Here is a 21,449-nt window from a genome sequence, read left to right as displayed (position 1 = left end):
GTATCAGCTTCACGACAGGAGATTTCCATGAGCGAGCAAGATCCCCTCTATACCCCGCAGGTCCTCGGTGACATCACCTTGCCAAACCGAGTGCTGATGTCGCCGCTGACCCGTTCTCGCGCGGCCCAACCGGGGGACGTGCCCCAGGCGATGAATGTCGAGTACTACCGTCAGCGGGCCGGCGCGGGCCTGATCCTGAGCGAGGCCACCCAGATCTCGCCCCAGGGCAAGGGTTACGCCTTTACCCCGGGCATCCATAGCCAGGAGCAGATCGCTGGCTGGCGCCGTGTCACCGACGCCGTGCATGACGCCGGCGGTCGTATGCACGCCCAGCTATGGCACGTGGGAAGAATCTCGCATCCGGAGCTGCAGCCCGGTGGCGCCGACCCGGTGGCGCCCTCGGCGATTAAGCCTGAAGGCGCCAAGACCTTCATCAGCGCCGAGTCCGGCATGGTGGAAGTGCCGACCCCGCGTGCGCTCGACACCGACGAGCTTCCAGGCATCGTCGAGCAGTACCGCCAGGCGGCGATCAACGCCCGCGAAGCCGGTTTCGACGGCGTCGAGGTGCACGCCGCCAACGGCTACCTGCTCGATCAGTTCATCAAGTCCGACAGCAACGCGCGCACCGATGCCTACGGTGGCAGCCTGGAAAACCGCCTGCGACTGCCTCTCGAAGTGGTGCGTGCGGTGGTCGACGTCTGGGGCAAGGGCCGTGTCGGGGTGCGCATCAGTCCCACCGGCAGCTTCAACGATGTCCACGACCAGAAGCCCGAGGAGACCTTCCCGGCCTTCGCCGCCGCGCTCGACGAGATCGGCATCGCCTACCTCGAGGTCGTGGAAGATTCCTTCCAGGGCAACCACGAGAATGGTCGCCCCGAGTCGATCATCAGCGCCATCCGCGAGCGCTTCAGCGGTGTCTATATCGCCAATGGCGCCTACAGCGCGGAGGAAGCGCGTGAGCGCATCGCCGCCGGCAAGACCGATCTGGTGACCTTCGGGCGTCCCTTTATCGCCAATCCGGACCTGCCGGAGCGCTTTCGTCGCGGAGCAGAGCTCAATGAGCCGGACTACGACACCTTCTACGGCGGCGATGAAAAGGGATATACCGACTACCCGTTTCTCGAAGACCGCTAGCGCTTGAAGTTCGCTGGCGCGATGACATCTTTTTCTCGATGACGGCCAAGCGGTTCGCCGTCTTGCCAACGTCATCGATCTGGAACATTTCAAGGGGCCTTGGAGGCCCGACAGGAGGACCGCATGGACGTGAACAACCTGAACACCGACGGTATCAAGGACAAGGTCGTGATCATCACCGGTGCCAGCAGTGGGCTGGGTGAGGCCACCGCCAAGCGCCTGGCCAAGGGCGGTGCCCGCCTGGTGCTGGGCGCGCGTCGCGAGGACCGCCTCAAGGCACTGTGCGACGACATCAAGGCAGACGGTGGCCAGGCCGTCTACCGTGTCACCGACGTGACCAGCCGTGAGCAGGTCGAGGCCCTGGCCAAGCTTGCCCGCGACGAATTCGGGCGCATCGACGTGCTGGTCAACAACGCCGGGCTGATGCCGCTTTCGCCGTTGGACAAGCTCAAGGTCGACGAGTGGGAGCAGATGGTCGACGTCAACATCAAGGGCGTGCTCTACGGTATCGCCGCGGTGCTGCCGACCATGCGCGAACAGCACGAAGGCCACGTGATCAACCTGTCCTCGGTCGCCGGGCATGTGGTGTTCCCCGCCGCGTCGGTCTATTGCGCGACCAAGTTCGCGGTCAAGGCGCTGACCGAGGGCCTGCGTCAGGAATCCAATGGCGAGATTCGCGCGACCAATATCTCTCCTGGCGCGATCGACACCGAATTGACTCGGACGATCAGCGATGATGAGACCGCCGAGGGGGTCAACGAGCTCTACACCCTGGCCATCGATGCCGATGCAGTGGCGCGGGCGATCGCCTTTGCGGTAGAGCAGCCGGGGGACGTCGACGTCAACGAACTGATCCTGCGCCCCACTCGCCAGGAGCTGTAAGGGCTGGCGTTCGACTGGCGTCGCCGTCCCGGGAGACGCCAGTCCGGCCGCGGCGCAATACGCCAGGTCGCTCCAAGGTGCTTCGTCTGACGCTATTTTTCGCTAGGCTTGTGTATCTTTACTGCATCAATGAGCCCGGCGGTGCCGGGTGGTGCCCCACTCAACGAGAAGGAACATCATGAGCAACGATGCCGAGTATCAGCCGCCGAAGGTGTGGAAGTGGGAAGGTGAGAGTGGCGGCCATTTCGCCAGCATCAACCGTCCCATCGCCGGTGCGACCCACGACAAGGCGCTGCCGGTGGGCAAGCATCCGCTACAGCTCTACTCCCTGGCCACGCCCAACGGGGTCAAGGTCAATATCCTGCTCGAGGAACTGCTGGCGCAGGGCCACGATCAGGCCGAGTACGACGCCTGGCTGATCCGTATCGGCGAGGGCGACCAGTTCTCCAGCGGCTTCGTCGAGATCAACCCCAACTCCAAGATTCCGGCCCTGGTGGACCACACCACCACGCCGCCGACCCGGGTCTTCGAGTCGGGTTCGATCCTGCTCTATCTGGCCGAGAAGTTCGGCGCCTTCCTGCCGACCGAGCACAAGGCGCGTACCGAAGCGATGAGCTGGCTGTTCTGGCAGATGGGCTCGGCCCCCTACCTGGGCGGTGGTTTCGGCCACTTCTACGCCTACGCGCCGGAAAAGTACGAGTACCCGATCAACCGCTTCGCCATGGAGGCCAAGCGCCAGCTCGACGTGCTCGACCGGCATCTGGCCGAGCACGAGTACCTGGCCGGTGACGAGTACAGCATCGCCGACATGGCGACCTTCGCCTGGTACGGCCAGCTCGCCCTGGGGCGTCTGTACGACGCGGCGGAGTTCCTGTCCGTGCACGAGTACGAGCACGTCCAGCGCTGGGCCAAGGCCATCGATGCTCGCTCGGCGGTACAGCGTGGACGCATGGTCAACCGCACCTTCGGTGAGCCCGAAGAGCAGCTCCACGAGCGTCACGACGCCAGCGATTTCGAACTGCGTACCCAGGACAAGATCGGCGACGACGCTTGATCCTTTGAACGACAATCTGTCGTTTCAGCACCGACAAGGGCGCCTCCGAGGAGGCGCCCTTTTTTTGTGAATCAATCTGGGGCTTGATCCGGGTCGGGCCTGGAACGCGAGACGATTGCCGCCTCGTTCCTTACCGGCCCTCGCTGGCACTTGCCGGCTCCTGGGTCAGTAGCCCGCGTCGGGGTCGACGGTCTCGATGTCCTCGCCCTTGTCCAGGGCGTCGAGGCTTGCGGCGACCTGATCGAGCGCTTCGCTCAAGGGTGTCGGTCCTGCCATGTGAGGGGTGACGATGACCCGCGGGTGGCGCCACAGCGGGCTGGATTCCGGCAGCGGCTCTGTCGGGAAGGCATCGAGCAGCGCGCCCCGGAGGCGACCTTCCTGGCGCTGGTTCTTGTCGCCCAGCGCTGCGAGCAGGGCGTCCTCGTCGATCAGGGTGCCGCGCCCGGGGTTGATCAGGCTGGCCCCCTCGCGCATCTTGCCGAGTGTCTCGGCGTTGATGATATGGCGGGTCGAGGAGGTATCGGGCAGCAGCAGCACCAAGGTCTTCACCCGCGACAGGAGCCGGTCGAGCCCTTCGTCACCGCTCAGACATTCGATGCCGTCGATATCCTTGTGCGAGCGACTCCAGCCGAGCACCGGGAAGCCATCGGCGGCGATGGCCCGGGCCACCTTGGCGCCGATGGCGCCGAGGCCGAGCACGCCCACCGGCCAGTCCGGCTTGTCGATCACCTCGTGCTCACGCCACTCGCACTGCTGCTGCTGGCGGGCGTAGCGGTCGAAGTCGCGCTGGAAGTGGAAAAGACCGTAACGCACGTAATCGGCGATCAGCTCGGCCATGCCGGCGTCACGCAACTTGACGATGGGAACGTCGCGAGGCAGGGCCGGGTTGCCGAGCAGGGCGTCGACGCCGGCCCCCAGGTTGACGATGCCCTTGAGTCCGGTGCACTCCCGCAGCAGCGTCTCGTCTGGCTTCCAGGCCGCCAGAAAGTCCGCCTGGGCGCGCTGTTCGCGGTCGGCCTCCTGACTCTTCCAGATGGTGGCCTGGGGCAGCCGCTCGCTTAGCGCCTGCTGCCACTGGCCGGCCTGGTCGGTGTGTACGATCACCTTCATGACAATTCCGCTCCGGTCGAATGAATGGGGTTCAGTAGACAATCTGCATCATGGGCGGCGGAGCGTCATCCAGCAGGCTGGCAAGGCGCTTGAGGCCGTCCTCGAGACGTTCGATCTCGGGCTCCGCGCCGAGGCTCAGGCGCACTCGGCGTGGCGCCGGACTCTGTTCGACCATGAAGGGGGTCGCTGTGGTGATGGCCACCCCTTCCTGTTCGGCCAGCTGCTGGAGTTCCTCGGCCCGCCAGCTACCCGGCAGCGACAGCCAGACGTGCAGGCTGGTGGGGCGGGAGGCCCTGCCATGGCTGTGCAGGATGCGTGCGGCGAGCTGCTGGCGCTCTGCCAGCAGTTCGCGTTGCTGCTGAGCCATGCGCTCGATGGTGCCGTCCTCCAGCCATAGATTGGCGACCTCGAAGCATAGCGGTGTGGCCATCCAGGAGGTCGCCCGCAGGCGGGGCAGGGTGTGGTGCAGCTGACTGCGTGGCACCGTCAGATAGCCGGCGCGAAGCCCGGGCAGGGTGGCCTTGGTCAGACTGGTGACGTGGAACGCATGGGAAGGGATGCGCGCGCTGATCGGCATCAGCGGCTCGGGCTCGAGCAGGGTGTGGACGTCATCCTCGATCAGCCACACCCCGTGGCGCTCCAGAATGGCGGCGATCTCGTCGCGGCGCCTCTCGTCCAGGGTGGCCCCGGTGGGATTGAGCTGGCACGAGGTCAGGCACACGGCGCGCGGTTTGAAGCGATGACAGGCGGCGTCGAGGGCGTCGGGTACGATGCCCTGGCTATCGATGGTGACGCCACGCAGCTGGAAGCCCAGGGTGCGAGACAGGGCGATCAGGCCATGGTCGGTCAGTGCCTCGGTCAGGACCAGGTCGCCGTGCTGTACCACGCTGGAAATCGCCAGCATGATGCCGTGGGCGCCACCGTTGGTCAGGATGCGGTCGTCCGCTTCACCGGGCATGCCCAGGCGCTCGTTCAGCCACCAGCTGGCGCGTTCGCGCTGATGGGGCAGGCCGGCGATCGGCCGGCAGGCGGTGAAGACGTCGGGATGTGCGCTGTCGGCCAGCGTTCTCAGGGCATCGCGAAAGTGCTGGTCATGGCTTGGGGGACAGACCGGATGGGCGATCGACAGGTCGATCACCGCCTGTTCGGTTCGCGGCTCGCCGGCCCTCAGGTAGGCGGATTCGCGGTTGTCATCGAGGGCGTTGATCCAGGTGCCGCTGCCGACCCTGGCCTGCACCAGGCCCATCTTTTCTGCCTGTGAATAGGCCCGTGACACCGTCTGGACGCTGACGCCTATGTGCTCCGCCAACTGTCGATGGGGCGGCAGCCGGGTGCCTGGCGTAAGCTCACCGGAACGGATCGCGCGAGAAAGTGCCCGCGCAATCGCAAGATACTTGGGTTGGCTATCGTCCAGATATGGCAGCAGGTCAATTGTCATGATCCAATAAAGCCTTTGACCGGTAGCTTATTCGTAGTGCTAGTATCAGCAAGACGGCATTGATCAGTCATTGTCATGACGTTGTTAAGAGCTTCTCATGACAATTGTGACCTGTCAGCACGCTACAGGGGATGCAATGTCGCTTCAAGGGCGCGCCGGACTCCAATGAGTCCGGTTTTTCGGTGATGACACTGTGTGGCGAGTGGTTTCATGATTCAGGTATCCCTGCCGTTCACTCGTGAGGAATACGCTCAGCGCCTGCGAAAGGTGCGTGCCGAGATGGCCATGCGAGGCATCGATGTGCTGATTGTCAGCGATCCCTCCAATATGGCCTGGCTGACCGGCTATGACGGCTGGTCGTTCTATGTCCATCAGTGCGTACTGGTGGGGCTCGAAGGCGAGCCCGTGTGGTACGGACGACGTCAGGACAGCAATGGTGCCCTGCGTACCTGCTGGATGGACCCTGACAATATCACCTACTACCCCGACTACTATGTCCAGAATCCCGAGATGCATCCGATGGAGTATCTGGCACAGTCGATCATGCCGGATCGCGGCTGGTGCGAAGGGGTCGTGGGCATGGAGATGGACAACTACTACTTCTCCGCCAAGGCCTACCAGAGCCTGATCAAGGAGATGCCCCACGCGCGCTTCCAGGATGCCAACGCGCTGGTCAACTGGTGCCGGGCGATCAAGTCACCGCGTGAAATCGAGTACATGCGCATCGCCGCGCGTATCGTCGAGGGCATGCACTCGCGCATCCTCGAGATGATCGAGCCGGGCCTTGCCAAGTCCAAGCTGGTCTCCGAGATCTATCGGGTCGGCATCGAGGGCTGGACCGACAGCGAAGGGCGCGTCTACGGTGGCGACTATCCCGCCATCGTGCCGCTGCTGCCCACCGGCAGCGACGCAGCTGCCCCCCACCTGACCTGGGACGACACGCCGTTTCGCGAAGGCGAGGGCACCTTCTTCGAGATCGCCGGCTGCTACAAGCGCTACCACTGCCCGTTGTCGCGCACGGTGTTTCTCGGCAAGCCGCCGCGGGATTTCGTGCGTGGCGAGTCGGCACTGCTCGAAGGCATCGAGAAAGGCCTGGCCGTGGCCAAGCCGGGCAACCGGACCGCGGACATCGCCCTGGCGCTCGGCGCGGCCATGGACAAGTACGGCTTCGACCGAGGCGGTGCGCGCTGTGGTTATCCCATCGGCATCAGCTACCCGCCGGACTGGGGCGAGCGCACCATGAGTCTGCGTCCGTCTGACGAGACCATCCTGCAACCGGGCATGACCTTCCACTTCATGCCCGGGATGTGGATGGACGACTGGGGGCTCGAGATCACCGAGAGCATCCTGATCACCGAAAATGGCGCCGAGCCGCTGGCGGAGTTTCCGCGACAGCTGTTCGTCAAGTAGGCCGGGGGCGGCTGAGCAGGGCTTGTCGATCAGGCCCTGTTGACTAGCCCTCTGTGATCGGCCCGGTGTGATCGGCCCTGTTGATTAGGCGCTGTCCGAAAAGTCGACGAGCGAAGGTTAGACAAGGCAAAAATCGGTGAGAAAGCGCAGTTTACGGGGTGTAAATGAGCATTTTGATCCGATTTTTAACGCCGTATTACCGAGCGCAGGCACTTTTCAGACAAGCCCTAGCCTTCTGTGATCGGCCCTCGGCGACCGACGTCGCCCATCACCACTACAATCCAATCTGACCGTTGTCCCTGTTTCTGGAGTCACCATGAGCAAGCGCAAGAGCCCCATCTCCGCCACCGTCGACTTCGACGCCCAGGGTGTGCAGCACGGCTTTCTGAAACTGCCCATTTCCAACGACGAGTCCGCCTGGGGCGCGGTGATGATCCCGGTGACCGTGATCGCCAACGGCGAAGGCCCCACCGCCCTGCTGACCGGTGGCAATCACGGCGACGAGTACGAGGGCATCACCGCGCTGCAAAAGCTCTCGACCTCGCTCAAGGCCGAAGACGTCAAGGGACGGGTGATCATCGTACCGATGATGAACACCCCGGCGGCCCAGGTCGGCCGTCGCACCTCGCCGATGGACGGTGGCAACCTGAACCGCAGCTTCCCCGGTGACCCGGACGGCAGCGTGACCGAGAAGATCGCCGACTACTTCACCCGGGAGATGGTGCCCATGGCCGACGTGGTGCTGGACCTGCACTCCGGCGGCCGCACCCTGGACATCATTCCCTTCGGTGCCTCCCACGTGCTCGACAACCCCGAACAGCAGCGTCAGGCGCTGGAAGGGGCCAAGGCCTTCGGCGCGCCCTATGCGATGATGATGTTCGAGCTGGACGCCGCGGCGCTGTTCGATACCGTGGTGGAGAACCAGGGCAAGATCTTCATCGCCACCGAACTCGGGGGCGGCGGCACCTCCACGCCGGAGAGCCTGGCCATCACCGAGCGCGGCATCGACAATGTGCTGATCCATTTCGGGCTCAAGGACGGCGAGGTGGCCATGCCCGAGACCCAGGTCTATCTCGATATGCCGGATGCCAGCTGCTATGTGCAAAGCGAGCACACCGGGCTTCTGGAGTTGACCCACGCCCTCGGCGACAGTATTGCCAAGGGCGACGTGATCGCCCGGGTCTACGACATGACCCGCAGCGGCGCCGAGCCGATCGAGTACCGTGCCGAGCGTGATGGTATCCTGGCGGCTCGACGCTTCCCCGCCCAGGTGAACATGGGCGACACCATCGCCGTCATCGCCGAGGTGGTCGAGACCCTGGGCGACTGAACGGGCCAGTGCTCGGGATACCGTCTTGCCCGAGCCCGCCCGCCGTTTCTCGTCATCAGCGCCCCGCCGAGAGCCTCTCGCGGGGCGGTCCCGTTCAACCACACAAGCCCGGCCATGAAACTCGACCGCTACGACCTCAAGATCCTCTCCATCCTGTCCCGCGACGGCCGCATCACCAAGTCCCGCCTGGCCGAGGCCATCAACCTGTCGGTGAGCCCCTGCTGGGAGCGCGTCCGCCGCCTCGAGAAGGCCGGCATCATCGAAGGCTACTGCGCCCGGATCAACGCAAGCGCCCTGGTCCGGCGTACCCCGGTGTGGGTTCAGATCGAACTCAAGGCCCACAATGCCGAAAGCTTCCAGCGTTTCGAGTCGCTGGTGCATGCCACCGACGCGGTCACCGAGTGCGTGGCGGTGGGCGGCGGAGTCGACTATCTGATCAAGGTCGAGTCCGAGACCATCGACGCCTACCAGCGCTTGATCGACGACTGGCTGACCTCGGATGTCGGCATCGAGCGTTACTTCACCTATATCGTCACCAAGACGGTCAAGGCTCCTCGCGAGGGAGTCGATATCGACGAGCTGGCCAACGGGGCGCTCTGAGCGCCATCGGCACAGGCCCGGAAGTTCTTGTCGGCTTGCAGGTTTTTGCTAAAACAGGCGTTGCAGAAAAAACCGCGTTTTCACGGTTCTGGACAAAAAAAACGCCATCGACAGACGGGCGCTTCAAAAAGTCCGACCCTGGCTTCTCCCTTACCATGACGGCAGTACATGGCGCTGGCCATGACGTCGTTTTCGTGTTCCGCACCCCCTGACCTTGCGGCGGGACACACTTGGGGAGGTAGTGTCATGAAACTCAGCGATCCGCGCCTGTTCCGTCAGTACGCCTACATCGGCGGCAAGTGGACCCACGGTGACGAAGGCCGCGAGGAAGCGGTGATCAACCCCGCCAATGGCGAGGTGATCGGCCATATCCCGCTGCTCGAGCCCGAGCAGATCCGCGCCAGTGTCGACGTCGCCGACGAGGCCTTTGCCCAGTGGCGGGCGCTGCGCGCCGACGAGCGTTGCGAGCGGCTGCTGGCCTGGTACGACCTGCTGCAGGCCCATCGCGAGGATCTGGCCACCATCATGACGCTGGAGCAGGGCAAGCCGATGCCCGACGCCCGTGGCGAGGTCGAGTACGGCGCCAGCTTCGTGCGCTGGTTCGCCGAGGAAGGCAAGCGTACCTACGGCGAGACCATCCCCAGCCACATCCCCAATGCGGCGCTGGGCACCATCAAGGAGCCGGTGGGCATTGCGCTTCTGATCACGCCGTGGAACTTCCCGCTGGCGATGATCACCCGCAAGGCCGCCGCCGCCATGGCCGCTGGCTGTCCGGTGATCGTCAAGCCGGCCAACGAGACCCCGTTCTCGGCGCTGGCGCTGGCGGAGCTGGCCGAGCGTGCCGGTATTCCGGCGGGCATCTTCAATGTGGTGCTGGGCGACGCCGCCCAGGTGTCCTCGCTTTTGTGTGCCGAGGATCGCGTCAAGGCGGTATCCTTCACCGGCTCGACCCGGGTCGGCCGCCTGCTGCTCGAACAGTCGGCGCCCACGGTCAAGCGTGTGTCCATGGAGCTTGGCGGCAATGCGCCCTTTATCATCGGCCCCGACATGGACCCCAAGGAAGCGGCCCTGGCCGCGGTGGCGGCCAAGTTCCAGACCGCCGGTCAGGACTGCCTGGCGGCCAACCGCATCCTGGTCCACGAGTCGATCCACGACGCCTTTATCGAGCATTTCACCGAGCGCATGGCCGCGCTGACCGTGGGCAACGGCATGGAAAGTGAAGTCGATCTCGGCCCGCTGATTCACCGCCGGGCGGTGGAAAATGCCCGCGCCACGGTGGATGACGCCCTGTCGAAGGGTGCCACCCTGGTGGCCGGGGACCAGTCCCAGGCGCCGGGCGAGAACTTCTTCATGCCGGTGCTGCTGACCGGGGTGACCCAGGACATGCAGGTGTGGCGTCAGGAGTGCTTCGCGCCGGTGGCCGGTGTCACCGCCTATCGCGATGACGACGAGGTGATCGCCCTGGCCAACGACACCGAGTATGGTCTTGCCGCCTACGTCTACACCCACGATATCCGCCGCATCTGGAAGCTGTTGCGGGCGCTGGAGTTCGGCATGGTATCGGTCAACTCGGTGAAGATGACCGGCCCGCCGGTGCCCTTCGGCGGCGTCAAGCAGTCCGGCCTTGGCCGCGAAGGCGGCGCGACCGGCATCGACGAGTATCTGGAAACCAAGTACTACTGCCTCGGCGCCCTGGGCTCCGTCTCCGGCAGCTGATGCCCTGAGCGGCAGTGATCGCCGGCCTGACAGCGGGCCGGCCACCTTTCGATGAACAGATGACGCCGCCCTCCCGGCGAGGGCGGTCCAAGGAAAAAAAGGAAACGAGATGAGCACCCATCAGGACCTGATCGACCGCGACCGCAAGGTAACCTTCCACGCCTCCACCCACCTGCGTGACTTCGCCCATGGCGACGCACCGGGTCGCGTGATCACCGGCGGCAAGGGCATCAACATCGTCGACAAGGACGGTCGCGAGTTCATCGACGGTTTTGCCGGGCTGTACTGCGTCAACATCGGCTACGGCCGTACCGAGGTGGCCGAGGCCATCTACCAGCAGGCGCTGGAGATGTCCTACTACCACACCTACGTGGGTCACTCCAACGAGCCGCAGATCGCCCTGTCCGAGCAGATCCTCAAGCTCGCCGGCCCCGGCATGTCCAAGGTCTACTACGGCCTCGGCGGCAGCGATGCCAACGAGACCCAGCTCAAGCTGGTGCGCTACTACAACAACGTGCTTGGCCGTCCGCAGAAGAAGAAGGTCATCTCGCGTCAGCGCGGCTATCACGGTTCCGGTCTCGCCACCGGCTCGCTGACCGGGCTCAAGGCCTTCCACGACCAGTTCGACCTGCCCATGGCCGGCATCCTGCACACCGAAGCACCGCACTACTACCAGCGCAGCGCCGAGCAGGAAAACATGAGCGAGCGCGAGTTCTCCGCCCACTGTGCGGCCAAGCTCGAAGAGATGATCCTGGCCGAGGGCCCGGACACCGTGGCGGCCTTCATCGGTGAGCCGGTGCTCGGCACCGGTGGTATCGTGCCGCCGCCGGAAGGCTACTGGGAGGCGATCCAGGCGGTACTGAACAAGTACGACATCCTGCTGATCGCCGACGAGGTGGTGTGTGGTTTCGGCCGTATCGGCGCCGACTTCGGCAGCCATGCCTACGGCATCAAGCCCGACCTGATCACCATCGCCAAGGGCCTGACCAGCGCCTACCAGCCGCTGTCCGGAGTGATCGTCGGCGATCGCGTGTGGCAGGTGCTGGAGCAGGGCACCAGCGAGCTTGGCCCGATCGGCCACGGCTGGACCTACTCCGGTCACGCCCTGGGCTGCGCCGCTGCCCTTGCCAACCTGGCGATCATCGAGCGCGAGGACCTGACCGGCAACGCCCGTGATACCGGCGCCTATCTGCAGAGCCGCATGCAGGCCGCCTTCGGCGATCACCCGATCGTCGGCGAGACCCGCGGCGTCGGCATGCTGGCGGCGCTGGAATTCGCCGTGGACCCGGAGACTCGCCGTCCCTTCGATCCCAGCCACAAGGTCGGTGCACGCATCGCCGCCGCTGCGCTGGAGCAGAACCTGATCGCCCGGGCGATGCCCCAGGGGGACATCCTCGGCTTCGCGCCGCCGCTGGTCACCACCCGTGACGAGGTCGACGAGATCGTTGCCCGCGCCGAGCGTGCGGTGAACAAGGTCACCGACGAGCTGGTCAAGGAAGGCGTACTGCAGACGGCCTGATGCCTGGTCCGATGATTGGCCTGATGCCTGGTCCGATGGTTGGTCCAAGCCCAGGCCGGTGTCTGGCCTGACGCCCGCACCTTGGCAGGTGCAAAAGGGGCCGCTTCCTTGAAGGAGGCGGCCCCTGTCGGTTTTCATTCAGGTAGGCGAGCGCGGAACAGATAGGCGAGCGCGGAACAGGTAGGCGAGCGCCGAACCGCCGACAGGGCCTGCCCTCCCGGCATTGGCAACCGGTCTTCACGATATGAGTTCAAGGAGAAGGTCATGAAGGTGGATTCACCCCCTTGCCCGAGTCACGGCGTGACCCTGGACGAGATATTCAAGGCCCGGGGACGCATCGCCGGTCAGGTAACGCGCACGCCACTGGTGCTGTCGCGGGCCCTGTCCGAACGCTTCGACGCCGAGGTCTATCTCAAGCTCGAGACGCTGCAGCCCACCGGCGCCTTCAAGCTGCGCGGTGCCACCAACATGATCGCCGCACTGATCGAGCGCCATGGACGCGAGGCCCTGGCCCAGGGCGTCACCACCGCGTCCACCGGCAATCATGGCCGCGCCGTGGCCTACGCCGCCTCCAGCCTGGGGGTGCCGGCGGTGATCTGCCTGTCGCGGCTGGTGCCGGCCAACAAGGTCGCTGCCATCGAGGCGCTCGGTGCCGAGGTGCGTCGCGTCGGCGCCAGCCAGGACGAGGCCTTCGAGGAGGTGGCAAGGCTGGTGCAGGAAGAGGGCATGACGCTGATTCCCCCCTTCGATGATCCGCTGATCGCGGCGGGGCAGGGCACCATCGGCATCGAGATCCTCGAGGACCTGCCGCGGGTCGATCGGGTCATCGTCGGGCTGTCCGGCGGTGGTCTGCTCGGCGGCATCGGCGCCGCGCTGAAGGGCGTTCGACCCCAGGCCAGAATCAGCGGGGTCAGTCTGTCGGCGGGGGCGGCCATGTGCGAGAGCCTCAAGGCCGGCAAGCCGGTGGCGGTGGAAGAGGTCGAGAGCCTGGGCGACTCGCTGGGCGGCGGCATCGGCCTCGACAACCGCTGCACCCTGGCGCTGGTCGAAGCGGTGATGGACGACCACTGTCAGGTGTCGGAAGGCGCCATCGCCCAGGCCATGGTGGACATGCTCGAAAGCGAGAAATTGCTGGTCGAAGGCGCCGCCGCCGTGGGACTGGCGGCACTGGCCGAGGGCCACCTCGAGGTCAAGGGGGAGCGGGTCGTGCTGGTGCTTTCCGGCAACGGGGTGTCACTGGATACCCTCGATCAGGCGCGCCGCCTGGCGGCGGATTGCGCCAGTCAAGGCCAGCGATAGACCGTCAAGGCCACCAACCGACAGACAAGCCCAGCAACAACCCGATCAGGAGCCAAGGATGCAACTCTACAAGCGTGAGCAGATCAGCCAGGCGGTCGCCATCGACCAGGACGCGCTGGCGGCGGTGGAAGCCGGTTTCGCCGCCCTGGGGCGTGGCGAGGTGGTGCAACCGCCGATCCTGTCCATGGCCATCGAGGAGGCCAACGGAGAGGTCGACGTCAAGACCGCCCATATTCGTGGCAACGAGCGCTTCGCCATCAAGGTCAGCCCCGGCTTCTTCGACAACCCCAAGCTGGGGCTGCCAAGCCTCAACGGGCTGATGATGGTGTTCTCCGCGCGCACCGGGCTCGTCGATGCGGTGCTGTTCGACGAGGGCTACCTGACCATGGTACGTACCGCCCTGGCCGGCGCCATCGCCGCCAAGCACCTGTCGCGGGAGAACAGCCGCCGGGTCGCGGTGCTGGGGGCCGGCGAGCAGGCGGTCAAGCAGGTCGAGGCGCTGCGGCTGGTGCGCGACATCACCGCCATCGACGTCTGGGCGCGAAGGCCCCAGGCCGCCGAGGAATACGCTACCCGCATGCGCGCTGCGGGTCTCGAGGTCACCGTCCACGACAGCGTGCGCGAGGCCTGCCGAGCGGCCGACATCATCGTCACCACGACGCCGTCGCAGACGCCGATCCTCGAGGCGGCGGACCTGCCGGAGGGCGTCCACGTCACCGCCATGGGCTCCGACAGTCCCGACAAGCGTGAACTGGCCGAGAGCGTGCTGACCCGCGCGGACGCCTTCGTCTGCGATACCCGGCCCCAGAGCGAGTCCAACGGCGAGCTCAAGGCCCTTGCCGGTCGCGAGGTGCCCTTCAAGGTCCACGAACTGGGCGCGGTCATTGCCCGCGGCGAGCGTCTGCGGCTGTCGGACGCCACCATCACGGTATGCGACCTGACCGGTACCGGTGTCCAGGACACGGCCATCGCCGGGTTCGCCCTGACGCGTCTGTCGGCTGAGGATTCGGCACGATAGGCTTTGCCGAATCAGGCATTTTTGGGGAGGATGGGGGACCCTAATCCCGACAGGAGCCCCCATGCCCTCGCTGCAGTGCCTGCTGCGCCACCGGCGCCGACTGATCGTCATCATCGCCCGCCTGGGCTATACCGCCAAGGGGCTGGTGTACCTGCTGATCGGCGTGCTGGCGGCACTCGGCGCTGCGGGCCTTGGCGGCGACAACGTCGGCACCAAGGAGGCGCTGGCGCACCTGGCTCGCCAGCCCTTCGGCACCCTGATGCTGGGGGCCCTGGTGCTGGGGCTCTACGCCTACGCCGCCTGGCGGGGCTTGCAGGGGCTGTTCGATGTCGAGCATCGGGGGCGTAGCTGGAAGGCCCTGGGTACCCGCCTGGCGCTGGTCATCAGCGGTGGTATCTACGCAAGTCTCGGCTGGTATGGTGTTGAGCTGCTGGACGATCCCCAGGAGACCACCGGCGGCGCAGAGGAGCGCACCGCCATGCTGATGTCGCACCCCGGCGGCGTCTGGCTGGTGGCGATCCTGGGGGCGATCTTTATCGGCGTGGGGCTGCGTCAGTCGTGGCGCGCCCTGGCGCGCAGCTATCTCAATCGCTGGCGTCAGCAGGACATGAGCCAACGCCAGCGTGATCTGGCCTCGGGCCTCAGCCGCTGGGGGCTGGCCGCCAGGGGGCTGGTGTTCGCGCTGATCGGCAGTTTCCTGCTGGTGGCCGCCTGGCAGGTCGATCCCGCCAAGGCCGAAGGGCTCGGCGGCACCCTGGATACCCTGGCCGCCCAGCCCTTCGGCCCCTGGCTGCTCGCCGCCGTGGCCGGTGGACTGATGAACTACGGTACCTACTGCGTCATCAATGCCCGCTTTCGCAAGGTGAAAGTGTAGCGCCTGCAGCGGCCGTTCAGGACGCCCGGGGCTTCTTGGCCCGCACGGTCAGGGCGACGCCGGCAATGGCCAGCGCCATGCCGATCAGGGATACCGGCGGCAGCCCTTCATCGAACAGCCACCAGGCCTCCACCGCGGTGACCGGCGGCACCAGGTAGAACAGGCTGGCGACGCGGGACGCCTCGCCACGCTTGATCAGCATCATCAGCAGCATGATGGCGGCGATGGACAGCACCAGCACCAGCCAGCCCAGCGTCAGCACAAAGGTCAGCGACCACTCCACCTCGCGGGTTTCCAGCAGCAGGCTGCCGGCGCCAAGCAAGGCCAGCGCCCCGAGGTACTGCACCACGGTGCCGCCGAGCAGCGGCATGCCGCTGCAATAGCGCTTCTGGTACAGCGTCCCCAGCGAAATCCCCACCAGCGCCACCAGGGTGCAGGCCAGCGCCGGCCAGCCAAACCCTTCGAAGGACAGCGCCGACAGGTCCATCTTGCCTCCCAGCACCAGGCTGACCCCGGCCAGCCCCAGGGCCAGTCCCATCCACTGCAGCGCAGACAGCCGCTCGCCCAGCAGGGGGCCCGCCAGCGCAGCGGTCAGCAAGGGTTGCAACCCCACCAGCAGGGACGCCAGTCCCGCCGGCATGCCCAGGCTGATGGCGTAGAACACGCCGCCCAGGTAGCCGCCGTGAACCAGACAGCCGGACACCGCCACATGCCCCCACAGACGGGGACTCGACGGCCAGGCCGAGCGGGTCAGCCAGACGATGGGGACCAGCAGCGCCAGGGTGGCGGCGAAGCGAATGCTCAGGAAGGTGAAGGGCTCGGCGTAGGGCAGGCCGAACTTGGCACCGATGAAGCCGGTGCTCCACAGCACCACGAACACCAGCGGCATGGCCGGCAACAGCCAGGACGGCAGGGCGGGGCGGCTCACGCGCACCTCGCACAAGGTGCGGTAAGCGGGCACCCGACAAAAGGTGCGGCAAGCGGCCACCCGACACACGATGCGGCAAGCGGGGGCTGGGCGGTGATCACTGAGGGTGGCATCGCGGGGACTTCCTTGTGGTTCATGTCATCGGCAGGGCGATCGCCCAATCATGATGCCCTATCCCGCCTCCCTCAAGGAGGGGATTGCCAAGCGTTGTTCTCGTGCTTTGGTCGTAGGTCGTGGAGGGAGAGTGAGATTGGTCTGACCACGCCGATGCTTGTTTTTGCGCAGTTTATAGGCGAAATGGCCGCTGGTCAGACCAATAATGCAGACAGGTTGCGTTGAATGGGGCCGTTGGCCGCCTGGGGCCTTTTCGCTAGCTTTCTTTTCGATGACACCCCGGGAGGGGGACGCCTCGCTTGCATCGAAGCGATGTCCCGTTCATGCCCCGAGGAGGTCCTCGCAAGGACGCGCACGGGCAACGCCCGGCTCAAGAGCGCAGCGACGCAAATCGCTTGCAACAGGCGGGCCTCGCTTGCGGCGAAAGTGCCTCGAGCGCTCATGACGATGCCATGGATCGACAACAACAACACACCGGGTGCGGCAGATCGAGACCGCACCGATCCACCAGGAGTTATGCCATGTCCCGGCTAGACAAGCCCCAGCAAGACCTTGATACGGCCTCGCCAACGGCCTCCCTGTCCGAACGCATCGCGACCCCGGACCGCCGCCGCTTTCTGAAGGCTGCTGCGGTTGGTTCCGCCGCCGCGGTGGCGGCACCCTGGGTCGGCAACGTCCAGGCTCAGCAGGGCATCCGCATCCGCATGCAGTCATCCTGGCAGCCCGGCACCACCGGCTACCGCATCTTCGAGGAGTGGGCCGCCGGCGTCGCCGAGGCCACCAGCGGCGAGGTCACCATCGAGCCGTTCCCGGCCGGAGCCGTGGCCGGTGCCTTCGAGGTAGCCGACGCGGTGCGCAACGGCGTGCTCGATGGCCAGAACTGGTTCACCGTCTACTGGCCGGGCAAGATGCCCGCCGGGGTCTTTCTCACCGCCTATCCCATGGGGCTGTCGGTACCCCACCAGTGGGACATGATGTTCGGTGCCTACGGCGGTTTCGGCATCGCCAAGGACCTCTACCGCAAGCAGGGTCAGGAGCTTCTGGGCTACGTCCACCACGACCTCAACCTGATCCACTCCAAGGTACCGCTGAGAAGCTTCGATGACTTCGAAGGGGTGAAGATCCGCATGCCCGGCGGCATCGTCGCCGAGACCTTCGCCAAGATCGGTGCGCGCACCACGCTGCTGCCGGGCTCCGAGGTCTATCCGGCGCTGGAGAAGGGCACCATCGACGCCGCCGACTACACCGGTGCGGCGGTCAACTTCGAGCTGGGCTTCTGGCAGGTGACCGACTACATCATCATGGGCCCGCCCTCGACTCCCTGTCTGCACCAGGCGGTCGACCTGATGGATATCGCGGTCAATCGCCGGGTCTACGAGCGCATGTCCGATCAGACCAAGGACCTGATGCATGACCTGGTCGCGGCCTACTCCCGCGAGCACTACGCCGCCATCCAGAAGGCCAACGCGGAGGCCTGGCCCAAGTACCGCGAGAAGGGCGTCGAGATCATCCACCTGTCCGAGGACGACGCCGACCGCTTCCGCGACGCCGCGATTCCGCTGTGGTTCGAATGGGCCAACAAGGATCCGGACGCGGCCAAGCTGTTCCGTGCCCACCTCAACACCATGCTCGATCCGTCGGTGGCACTGATCACCGAAGAGGACATCAAGGACTTCGAGCTCAACGCCTAGGCCTGCACGTGTCGACCGGGGCGACCCGGTCGACGTCGATGAATATTCCGTGGTCGCCTGGCGAAACGCCAGGCGACCAGCGGAGGAGCGTCAATGAATCTACAGATTGATTTCGTTCTGCCGCACTGGCTCTACTGGGCGGTGCTGGCAGGACTGCCGCTGATCGTGATGCTGCTGGTGGATCGAAGCTTCCGCCGGGGTGGCGAGGTGAGCGGTGGCGATACCGCCGAGACTCCCGTCGCGACGAGCGAGCAGGCCTACGCAGCGCCTGGCAATGTGGTGACCCGCGGCATCGACCGCATTTCCGGCTTTGCCGGGCGCTACGTGGCCTACTGGTCGCTGATCGCGCCCTTCGTGTTCACCTACGAGGTGGTGCTGCGCTACGCCTTCAACTCGCCGACCAACTGGGCTCACGAGTCGATGACCCTGATGTTCGGCATGCAGTACCTGCTGGCGGGTGCCTTCGCGCTGCGCGAGGGCGGGCATGTGCGCGTCGATATCCTCTACCAGCGGGCGGCGCCGCTCAACAAGGCCGCGCTGGACCTGGTCACCTCGATCTTCTTCTTCATCTTCACCCTGGCGCTGTTGACCACCGGCTGGCGTTTCTTCTCGCAGTCGGTCAGCGACGTCTGGTGGTTCGGTGACAGCTACGCCAACGAGGTGTCCTTCACCGAATGGGCGGTGCAGTACTTCCCGGTCAAGTTCATGCTGTTCTTCGGTGCCTTGCTGCTGCTGTTGCAGGGGATCGCGCAGTTGATCAAGGACCTCCAGGCCTATCGTCACCACCGCGAGCACCACGAAGGATCGACGGTGTTTGCCAGCATTCTGGTGGTGCTGGCGGTGATCCTCGGCGCCTACACCATCCACGAAATCGTCAATATCGCCCTGACCGACTACGAGAGCCTGGCGCTTAGCCTTGAGAACTCGCTGTCCACGGTGGGTATCGGCGCGCTGACCCTGTTGATGTTCGGCACCCTGATGGTGGTGCTGGTAGCGGGGCTACCGCTGGCCTTCGTTACCGGCGGTCTGGGGGTGGTGTTCCTCTACCTGGTGGGCGATCAGCACATGCTGAACCTGATGCCTTCGCGCATCTTCCCGATGATGACCAACTACCAGCTCTCGGCCATTCCGCTGTTCATCTTCATGGCCTCGGTACTGGAGAAGGCCGGCATCATCGAAGAGCTGTTCGATGTGGTCTACAAGTGGATGGGCGGTCTCAAGGCGGGCCTGGCGATCGCCACCATCATCGCCTCGACGCTGCTGGCCGCCATGGTCGGGGTGATCGGCGCGGCGGTGGTGACCATGGGCCTGATCGCGCTGCCGGCCATGCTCAAGCGCAACTACCAGCCGGAGATCGCGCTGGGGTCGATCATGGCCGGGGGCACCCTGGGCATCCTCATCCCGCCGTCCATCCTGGCCATCATCTACGGCGTCATCGCCCAGCAGTCGGTGGGCGAGCTCTACCTGGGCTCGCTGATTCCCGGCCTGTTGCTGGCCGGCATGTACGCCTTCTACTGCTGGCTAAGGGGCACCCTGAACGTCAAGGTGGCGCCGCCGATGCCGGAGGAAGACCGGGTCTCCACCGCCGAGAAGCTGCGCCTGCTGCGCAATATGCTGGCGCCTATCGCCCTGGTGTTGCTGGTGCTCGGCATCATCTTCACCGGGGTGGCGACCCCGGTGGAAGCGGCGGGTATCGGCACCTTCGGTGCGCTGGTGGTGGCGGCGATGCACAAGCGGCTGACCTGGCCCAACCTGCACGCCGCCTGCATGACCACCCTGGTGGCGACCGCCATGGTCATGTGGATCATCTTCGGTGCCAGCATCTTCGTCGGCTTCTACATCCTGCAGGGCGGCCAGACCTTCGTGCAGGAGTTGATCGCCGGGGCAGGGCTTGGCCCCTACGCGGTGCTGGCGCTGATGATGGTGCTGCTGGTGGCGCTGGGGATGTTCCTGGACTGGGTCGGTATCCTGCTCCTGGCGGTGCCGATCTTCGTACCGCTGATCAAGGGGCTGGACTTCACCGGGGTATTTGGCCTGCCCGGGGTGGACCCCGCCGACGTCTCGCTGTGGTTCGGGGTGATCTACCTGGTCAATATGCAGATGTCCTTCCTCAGCCCGCCGTTCGGCTATGCGCTGTTCTACATCAAGGGGGTGTGTCCGCCGCATATCACCATGGGCCAGATCTTCCGCTCGTCCTTTCCCTTCCTTGCGCTGCAAGCGCTGGGCCTGCTGCTGGTGATCATGTTCCCGGCGCTGGTCACCTGGCTGCCCAACCTGGCCTACGGCTAGTCGGGCGGTGTCATGACAACGCCTCCGGCCGGCTCGGCCGGAGGCGTTTTTGCAAGATGTTCAGCAGTGGCAGGCAACACGCCTTTTTCGGTGCTTCGCCGAAGAATTGCCTGGCGTATCATGACGCTTATCCCCATGGCCTGCCGTGGCCTCTGGCGGTTGTCGCCGACCGGCGACGCGGAGGCGAAAATGGCTTGCATTTCGTAACACGATTGTGGGGAACCCTCATGCAACTGCGTCGTCACACTGTGCGAGCGATTGACGAATTCTCAACCACCTCCTGGAGGACTTCATGCAACGATTCACCGCCCTGATCACCGCCGCCCTGCTTTCTGCTGGTCTGATGAGCGCCACCGCCCATGCCCAGGAAGCAAACGCGCAGGCGTCAGGCAACGCTGACGTCGAGGCTGCCGCTCAGGCGCAGAATTTCTCTGATGCCCAGCTCGAGAAGTTCGCCGACGCTTCCAAGGAGATCGCCGCGATTTCCCAGGACTACACCCAGCAGCTGCAGGAAGCCGAAGGCCAGCAGGCCCAGCAGGATGTGCGCACCGAGGCCAACCAGAAGATGGTCGAAGCCGTCCAGCAGAGCGGGCTCGAGGTCGAGACCTTCAACGCTATCGGTCAGGCTATCCAGCAGAACCCGGACATGATGAAGCGCGTACAGGAGATGGCGCAGTCGTGAGCTGACCGCCACTCTCGCCAGTCAAAGAGACTGGCCGCCTAGATCGACGCCCGCCGCCCTCGGGGTGGGCGGGCGTTGTTGTTTGCAGTGCTGAAGATGTTTGCACAGGGCGAGGATTCGAGCGGCCGGTCGGGTGTGAAGTCGTGATCAACGAAGGATGGATCGGTCATCAGGTCGCAGTGTCAGCAATGCCTGGCTCTCCGGGCCACGCTCGATGGCTTCTGCGGCGTTTGGCGAGAGGCCGATCAAGATACTGCTAATGCTTTACAGCCGCTGGCCTCGGCTCCATGCTTCCGATAGTCAGAGGGTGGGGGACCAGGGAGCGTCCTGCTGCCAGCCACGGCGACCGCGCGGAGGACAC

At 65.3% G+C, this 21,449-nt stretch carries 17 protein-coding genes; 14 read left to right on the top strand and 3 right to left on the bottom strand.

Annotated elements, in window-relative coordinates; genetic code table 11:
• Positions 1-27: 27 nt before the first annotated feature.
• From NFG58_RS16050 to yghU, 3 genes are all read left to right on the top strand, one after another.
• Entirely contained in the window at positions 28-1,134 is a 1,107-nt protein-coding gene (locus tag NFG58_RS16050) for an alkene reductase (RefSeq protein ID WP_222515954.1), read from the top strand.
• Positions 1,135-1,257: 123 nt separating this feature from the next.
• Positions 1,258-2,016 carry an SDR family oxidoreductase gene (locus NFG58_RS16045; protein WP_045992034.1) on the top strand — a complete coding sequence of 253 codons (759 nt, stop codon included), beginning with the start codon at positions 1,258-1,260 and terminating at the stop codon, positions 2,014-2,016.
• A gap of 178 nt (positions 2,017-2,194) precedes the next feature.
• A complete protein-coding gene (yghU, locus tag NFG58_RS16040; RefSeq protein WP_045992033.1) occupies positions 2,195-3,070 on the top strand; it encodes a glutathione-dependent disulfide-bond oxidoreductase in 876 nt (291 codons plus the stop codon).
• Between the two features lie 165 nt (positions 3,071-3,235).
• On the opposite strand, the gene NFG58_RS16035 is transcribed toward yghU, so the two are convergent.
• Positions 3,236-4,180, bottom strand: coding sequence for a glyoxylate/hydroxypyruvate reductase A (locus tag NFG58_RS16035; RefSeq protein ID WP_045992032.1), 945 nt, complete (start codon positions 4,178-4,180; stop codon positions 3,236-3,238).
• A 31-nt stretch (positions 4,181-4,211) separates the two neighbouring features.
• Positions 4,212-5,618, bottom strand: coding sequence for a PLP-dependent aminotransferase family protein (locus NFG58_RS16030; protein WP_045992031.1), 1,407 nt, complete (start codon positions 5,616-5,618; stop codon positions 4,212-4,214).
• Positions 5,619-5,828: 210 nt separating this feature from the next.
• Here NFG58_RS16030 and doeA point away from each other — a divergent pair, with 210 nt between their 5' ends.
• From doeA to NFG58_RS15990, 8 genes are all read left to right on the top strand, one after another.
• Positions 5,829-7,028 carry an ectoine hydrolase DoeA gene (gene doeA / locus NFG58_RS16025; RefSeq protein ID WP_045992030.1) on the top strand — a complete coding sequence of 400 codons (1,200 nt, stop codon included), beginning with the start codon at positions 5,829-5,831 and terminating at the stop codon, positions 7,026-7,028.
• A 316-nt stretch (positions 7,029-7,344) separates the two neighbouring features.
• Complete coding sequence (gene doeB, locus NFG58_RS16020; protein ID WP_108132473.1) at positions 7,345-8,358, top strand: N(2)-acetyl-L-2,4-diaminobutanoate deacetylase DoeB; 1,014 nt, start codon at positions 7,345-7,347, stop codon at positions 8,356-8,358.
• Positions 8,359-8,472: 114 nt separating this feature from the next.
• Entirely contained in the window at positions 8,473-8,958 is a 486-nt protein-coding gene (locus NFG58_RS16015) for an Lrp/AsnC family transcriptional regulator (RefSeq protein WP_045992028.1), read from the top strand.
• 246 nt (positions 8,959-9,204) lie between these two features.
• On the top strand, positions 9,205-10,674 hold the full coding sequence (locus tag NFG58_RS16010; protein ID WP_045992027.1) for an NAD-dependent succinate-semialdehyde dehydrogenase: 1,470 nt from the start codon (positions 9,205-9,207) through the stop codon (positions 10,672-10,674).
• A gap of 109 nt (positions 10,675-10,783) precedes the next feature.
• Positions 10,784-12,193: an aminotransferase gene (locus NFG58_RS16005; protein WP_045992026.1), complete on the top strand. Its 1,410-nt coding sequence runs from the start codon at positions 10,784-10,786 to the stop codon at positions 12,191-12,193.
• A gap of 264 nt (positions 12,194-12,457) precedes the next feature.
• Positions 12,458-13,492, top strand: a complete 1,035-nt coding sequence (gene eutB, locus NFG58_RS16000) for a hydroxyectoine utilization dehydratase EutB (protein ID WP_108132474.1) — start codon at positions 12,458-12,460, stop codon at positions 13,490-13,492.
• 58 nt (positions 13,493-13,550) lie between these two features.
• Positions 13,551-14,510: a cyclodeaminase gene (locus NFG58_RS15995; RefSeq protein ID WP_287164182.1), complete on the top strand. Its 960-nt coding sequence runs from the start codon at positions 13,551-13,553 to the stop codon at positions 14,508-14,510.
• A gap of 61 nt (positions 14,511-14,571) precedes the next feature.
• Entirely contained in the window at positions 14,572-15,384 is an 813-nt protein-coding gene (locus NFG58_RS15990; protein WP_108132476.1) for a DUF1206 domain-containing protein, read from the top strand.
• Between the two features lie 16 nt (positions 15,385-15,400).
• Here NFG58_RS15990 and NFG58_RS15985 read toward each other — a convergent pair whose 3' ends face one another.
• A complete protein-coding gene (locus NFG58_RS15985; RefSeq protein WP_108448279.1) occupies positions 15,401-16,273 on the bottom strand; it encodes a DMT family transporter in 873 nt (290 codons plus the stop codon).
• Between the two features lie 674 nt (positions 16,274-16,947).
• Here NFG58_RS15985 and dctP point away from each other — a divergent pair.
• From dctP to NFG58_RS15970, 3 genes are all read left to right on the top strand, one after another.
• Entirely contained in the window at positions 16,948-18,117 is a 1,170-nt protein-coding gene (dctP, locus tag NFG58_RS15980; RefSeq protein ID WP_083970293.1) for a TRAP transporter substrate-binding protein DctP, read from the top strand.
• A 93-nt stretch (positions 18,118-18,210) separates the two neighbouring features.
• A complete protein-coding gene (locus tag NFG58_RS15975; protein ID WP_108132477.1) occupies positions 18,211-20,406 on the top strand; it encodes a TRAP transporter large permease subunit in 2,196 nt (731 codons plus the stop codon).
• Positions 20,407-20,698: 292 nt separating this feature from the next.
• Positions 20,699-21,088 carry a DUF4168 domain-containing protein gene (locus tag NFG58_RS15970; protein WP_108132478.1) on the top strand — a complete coding sequence of 130 codons (390 nt, stop codon included), beginning with the start codon at positions 20,699-20,701 and terminating at the stop codon, positions 21,086-21,088.
• Positions 21,089-21,449: the final 361 nt, after the last annotated feature.

The sequence above is a fragment of the Halomonas sp. RT37 genome, from assembly GCF_040070525.1.
Taxonomy (GTDB): domain Bacteria; phylum Pseudomonadota; class Gammaproteobacteria; order Pseudomonadales; family Halomonadaceae; genus Halomonas; species Halomonas litopenaei.
Note: the sequence above shows the minus strand (reverse complement) of the source record. Positions and strands in the feature narration are given on the sequence as shown.

Coding starts and splice junctions, on each gene's coding strand:
- NFG58_RS16050 (WP_222515954.1), top strand. CDS start 28: ATGAGCGAGCAAGATCCCCTCTATACCCCGCAGGTCCTCGGTGACATC.
- NFG58_RS16045 (WP_045992034.1), top strand. CDS start 1,258: ATGGACGTGAACAACCTGAACACCGACGGTATCAAGGACAAGGTCGTG.
- yghU (WP_045992033.1), top strand. CDS start 2,195: ATGAGCAACGATGCCGAGTATCAGCCGCCGAAGGTGTGGAAGTGGGAA.
- NFG58_RS16035 (WP_045992032.1), bottom strand. CDS start 4,180: ATGAAGGTGATCGTACACACCGACCAGGCCGGCCAGTGGCAGCAGGCG.
- NFG58_RS16030 (WP_045992031.1), bottom strand. CDS start 5,618: ATGACAATTGACCTGCTGCCATATCTGGACGATAGCCAACCCAAGTAT.
- doeA (WP_045992030.1), top strand. CDS start 5,829: ATGATTCAGGTATCCCTGCCGTTCACTCGTGAGGAATACGCTCAGCGC.
- doeB (WP_108132473.1), top strand. CDS start 7,345: ATGAGCAAGCGCAAGAGCCCCATCTCCGCCACCGTCGACTTCGACGCC.
- NFG58_RS16015 (WP_045992028.1), top strand. CDS start 8,473: ATGAAACTCGACCGCTACGACCTCAAGATCCTCTCCATCCTGTCCCGC.
- NFG58_RS16010 (WP_045992027.1), top strand. CDS start 9,205: ATGAAACTCAGCGATCCGCGCCTGTTCCGTCAGTACGCCTACATCGGC.
- NFG58_RS16005 (WP_045992026.1), top strand. CDS start 10,784: ATGAGCACCCATCAGGACCTGATCGACCGCGACCGCAAGGTAACCTTC.
- eutB (WP_108132474.1), top strand. CDS start 12,458: ATGAAGGTGGATTCACCCCCTTGCCCGAGTCACGGCGTGACCCTGGAC.
- NFG58_RS15995 (WP_287164182.1), top strand. CDS start 13,551: ATGCAACTCTACAAGCGTGAGCAGATCAGCCAGGCGGTCGCCATCGAC.
- NFG58_RS15990 (WP_108132476.1), top strand. CDS start 14,572: ATGCCCTCGCTGCAGTGCCTGCTGCGCCACCGGCGCCGACTGATCGTC.
- NFG58_RS15985 (WP_108448279.1), bottom strand. CDS start 16,273: ATGCCGCTGGTGTTCGTGGTGCTGTGGAGCACCGGCTTCATCGGTGCC.
- dctP (WP_083970293.1), top strand. CDS start 16,948: ATGTCCCGGCTAGACAAGCCCCAGCAAGACCTTGATACGGCCTCGCCA.
- NFG58_RS15975 (WP_108132477.1), top strand. CDS start 18,211: ATGAATCTACAGATTGATTTCGTTCTGCCGCACTGGCTCTACTGGGCG.
- NFG58_RS15970 (WP_108132478.1), top strand. CDS start 20,699: ATGCAACGATTCACCGCCCTGATCACCGCCGCCCTGCTTTCTGCTGGT.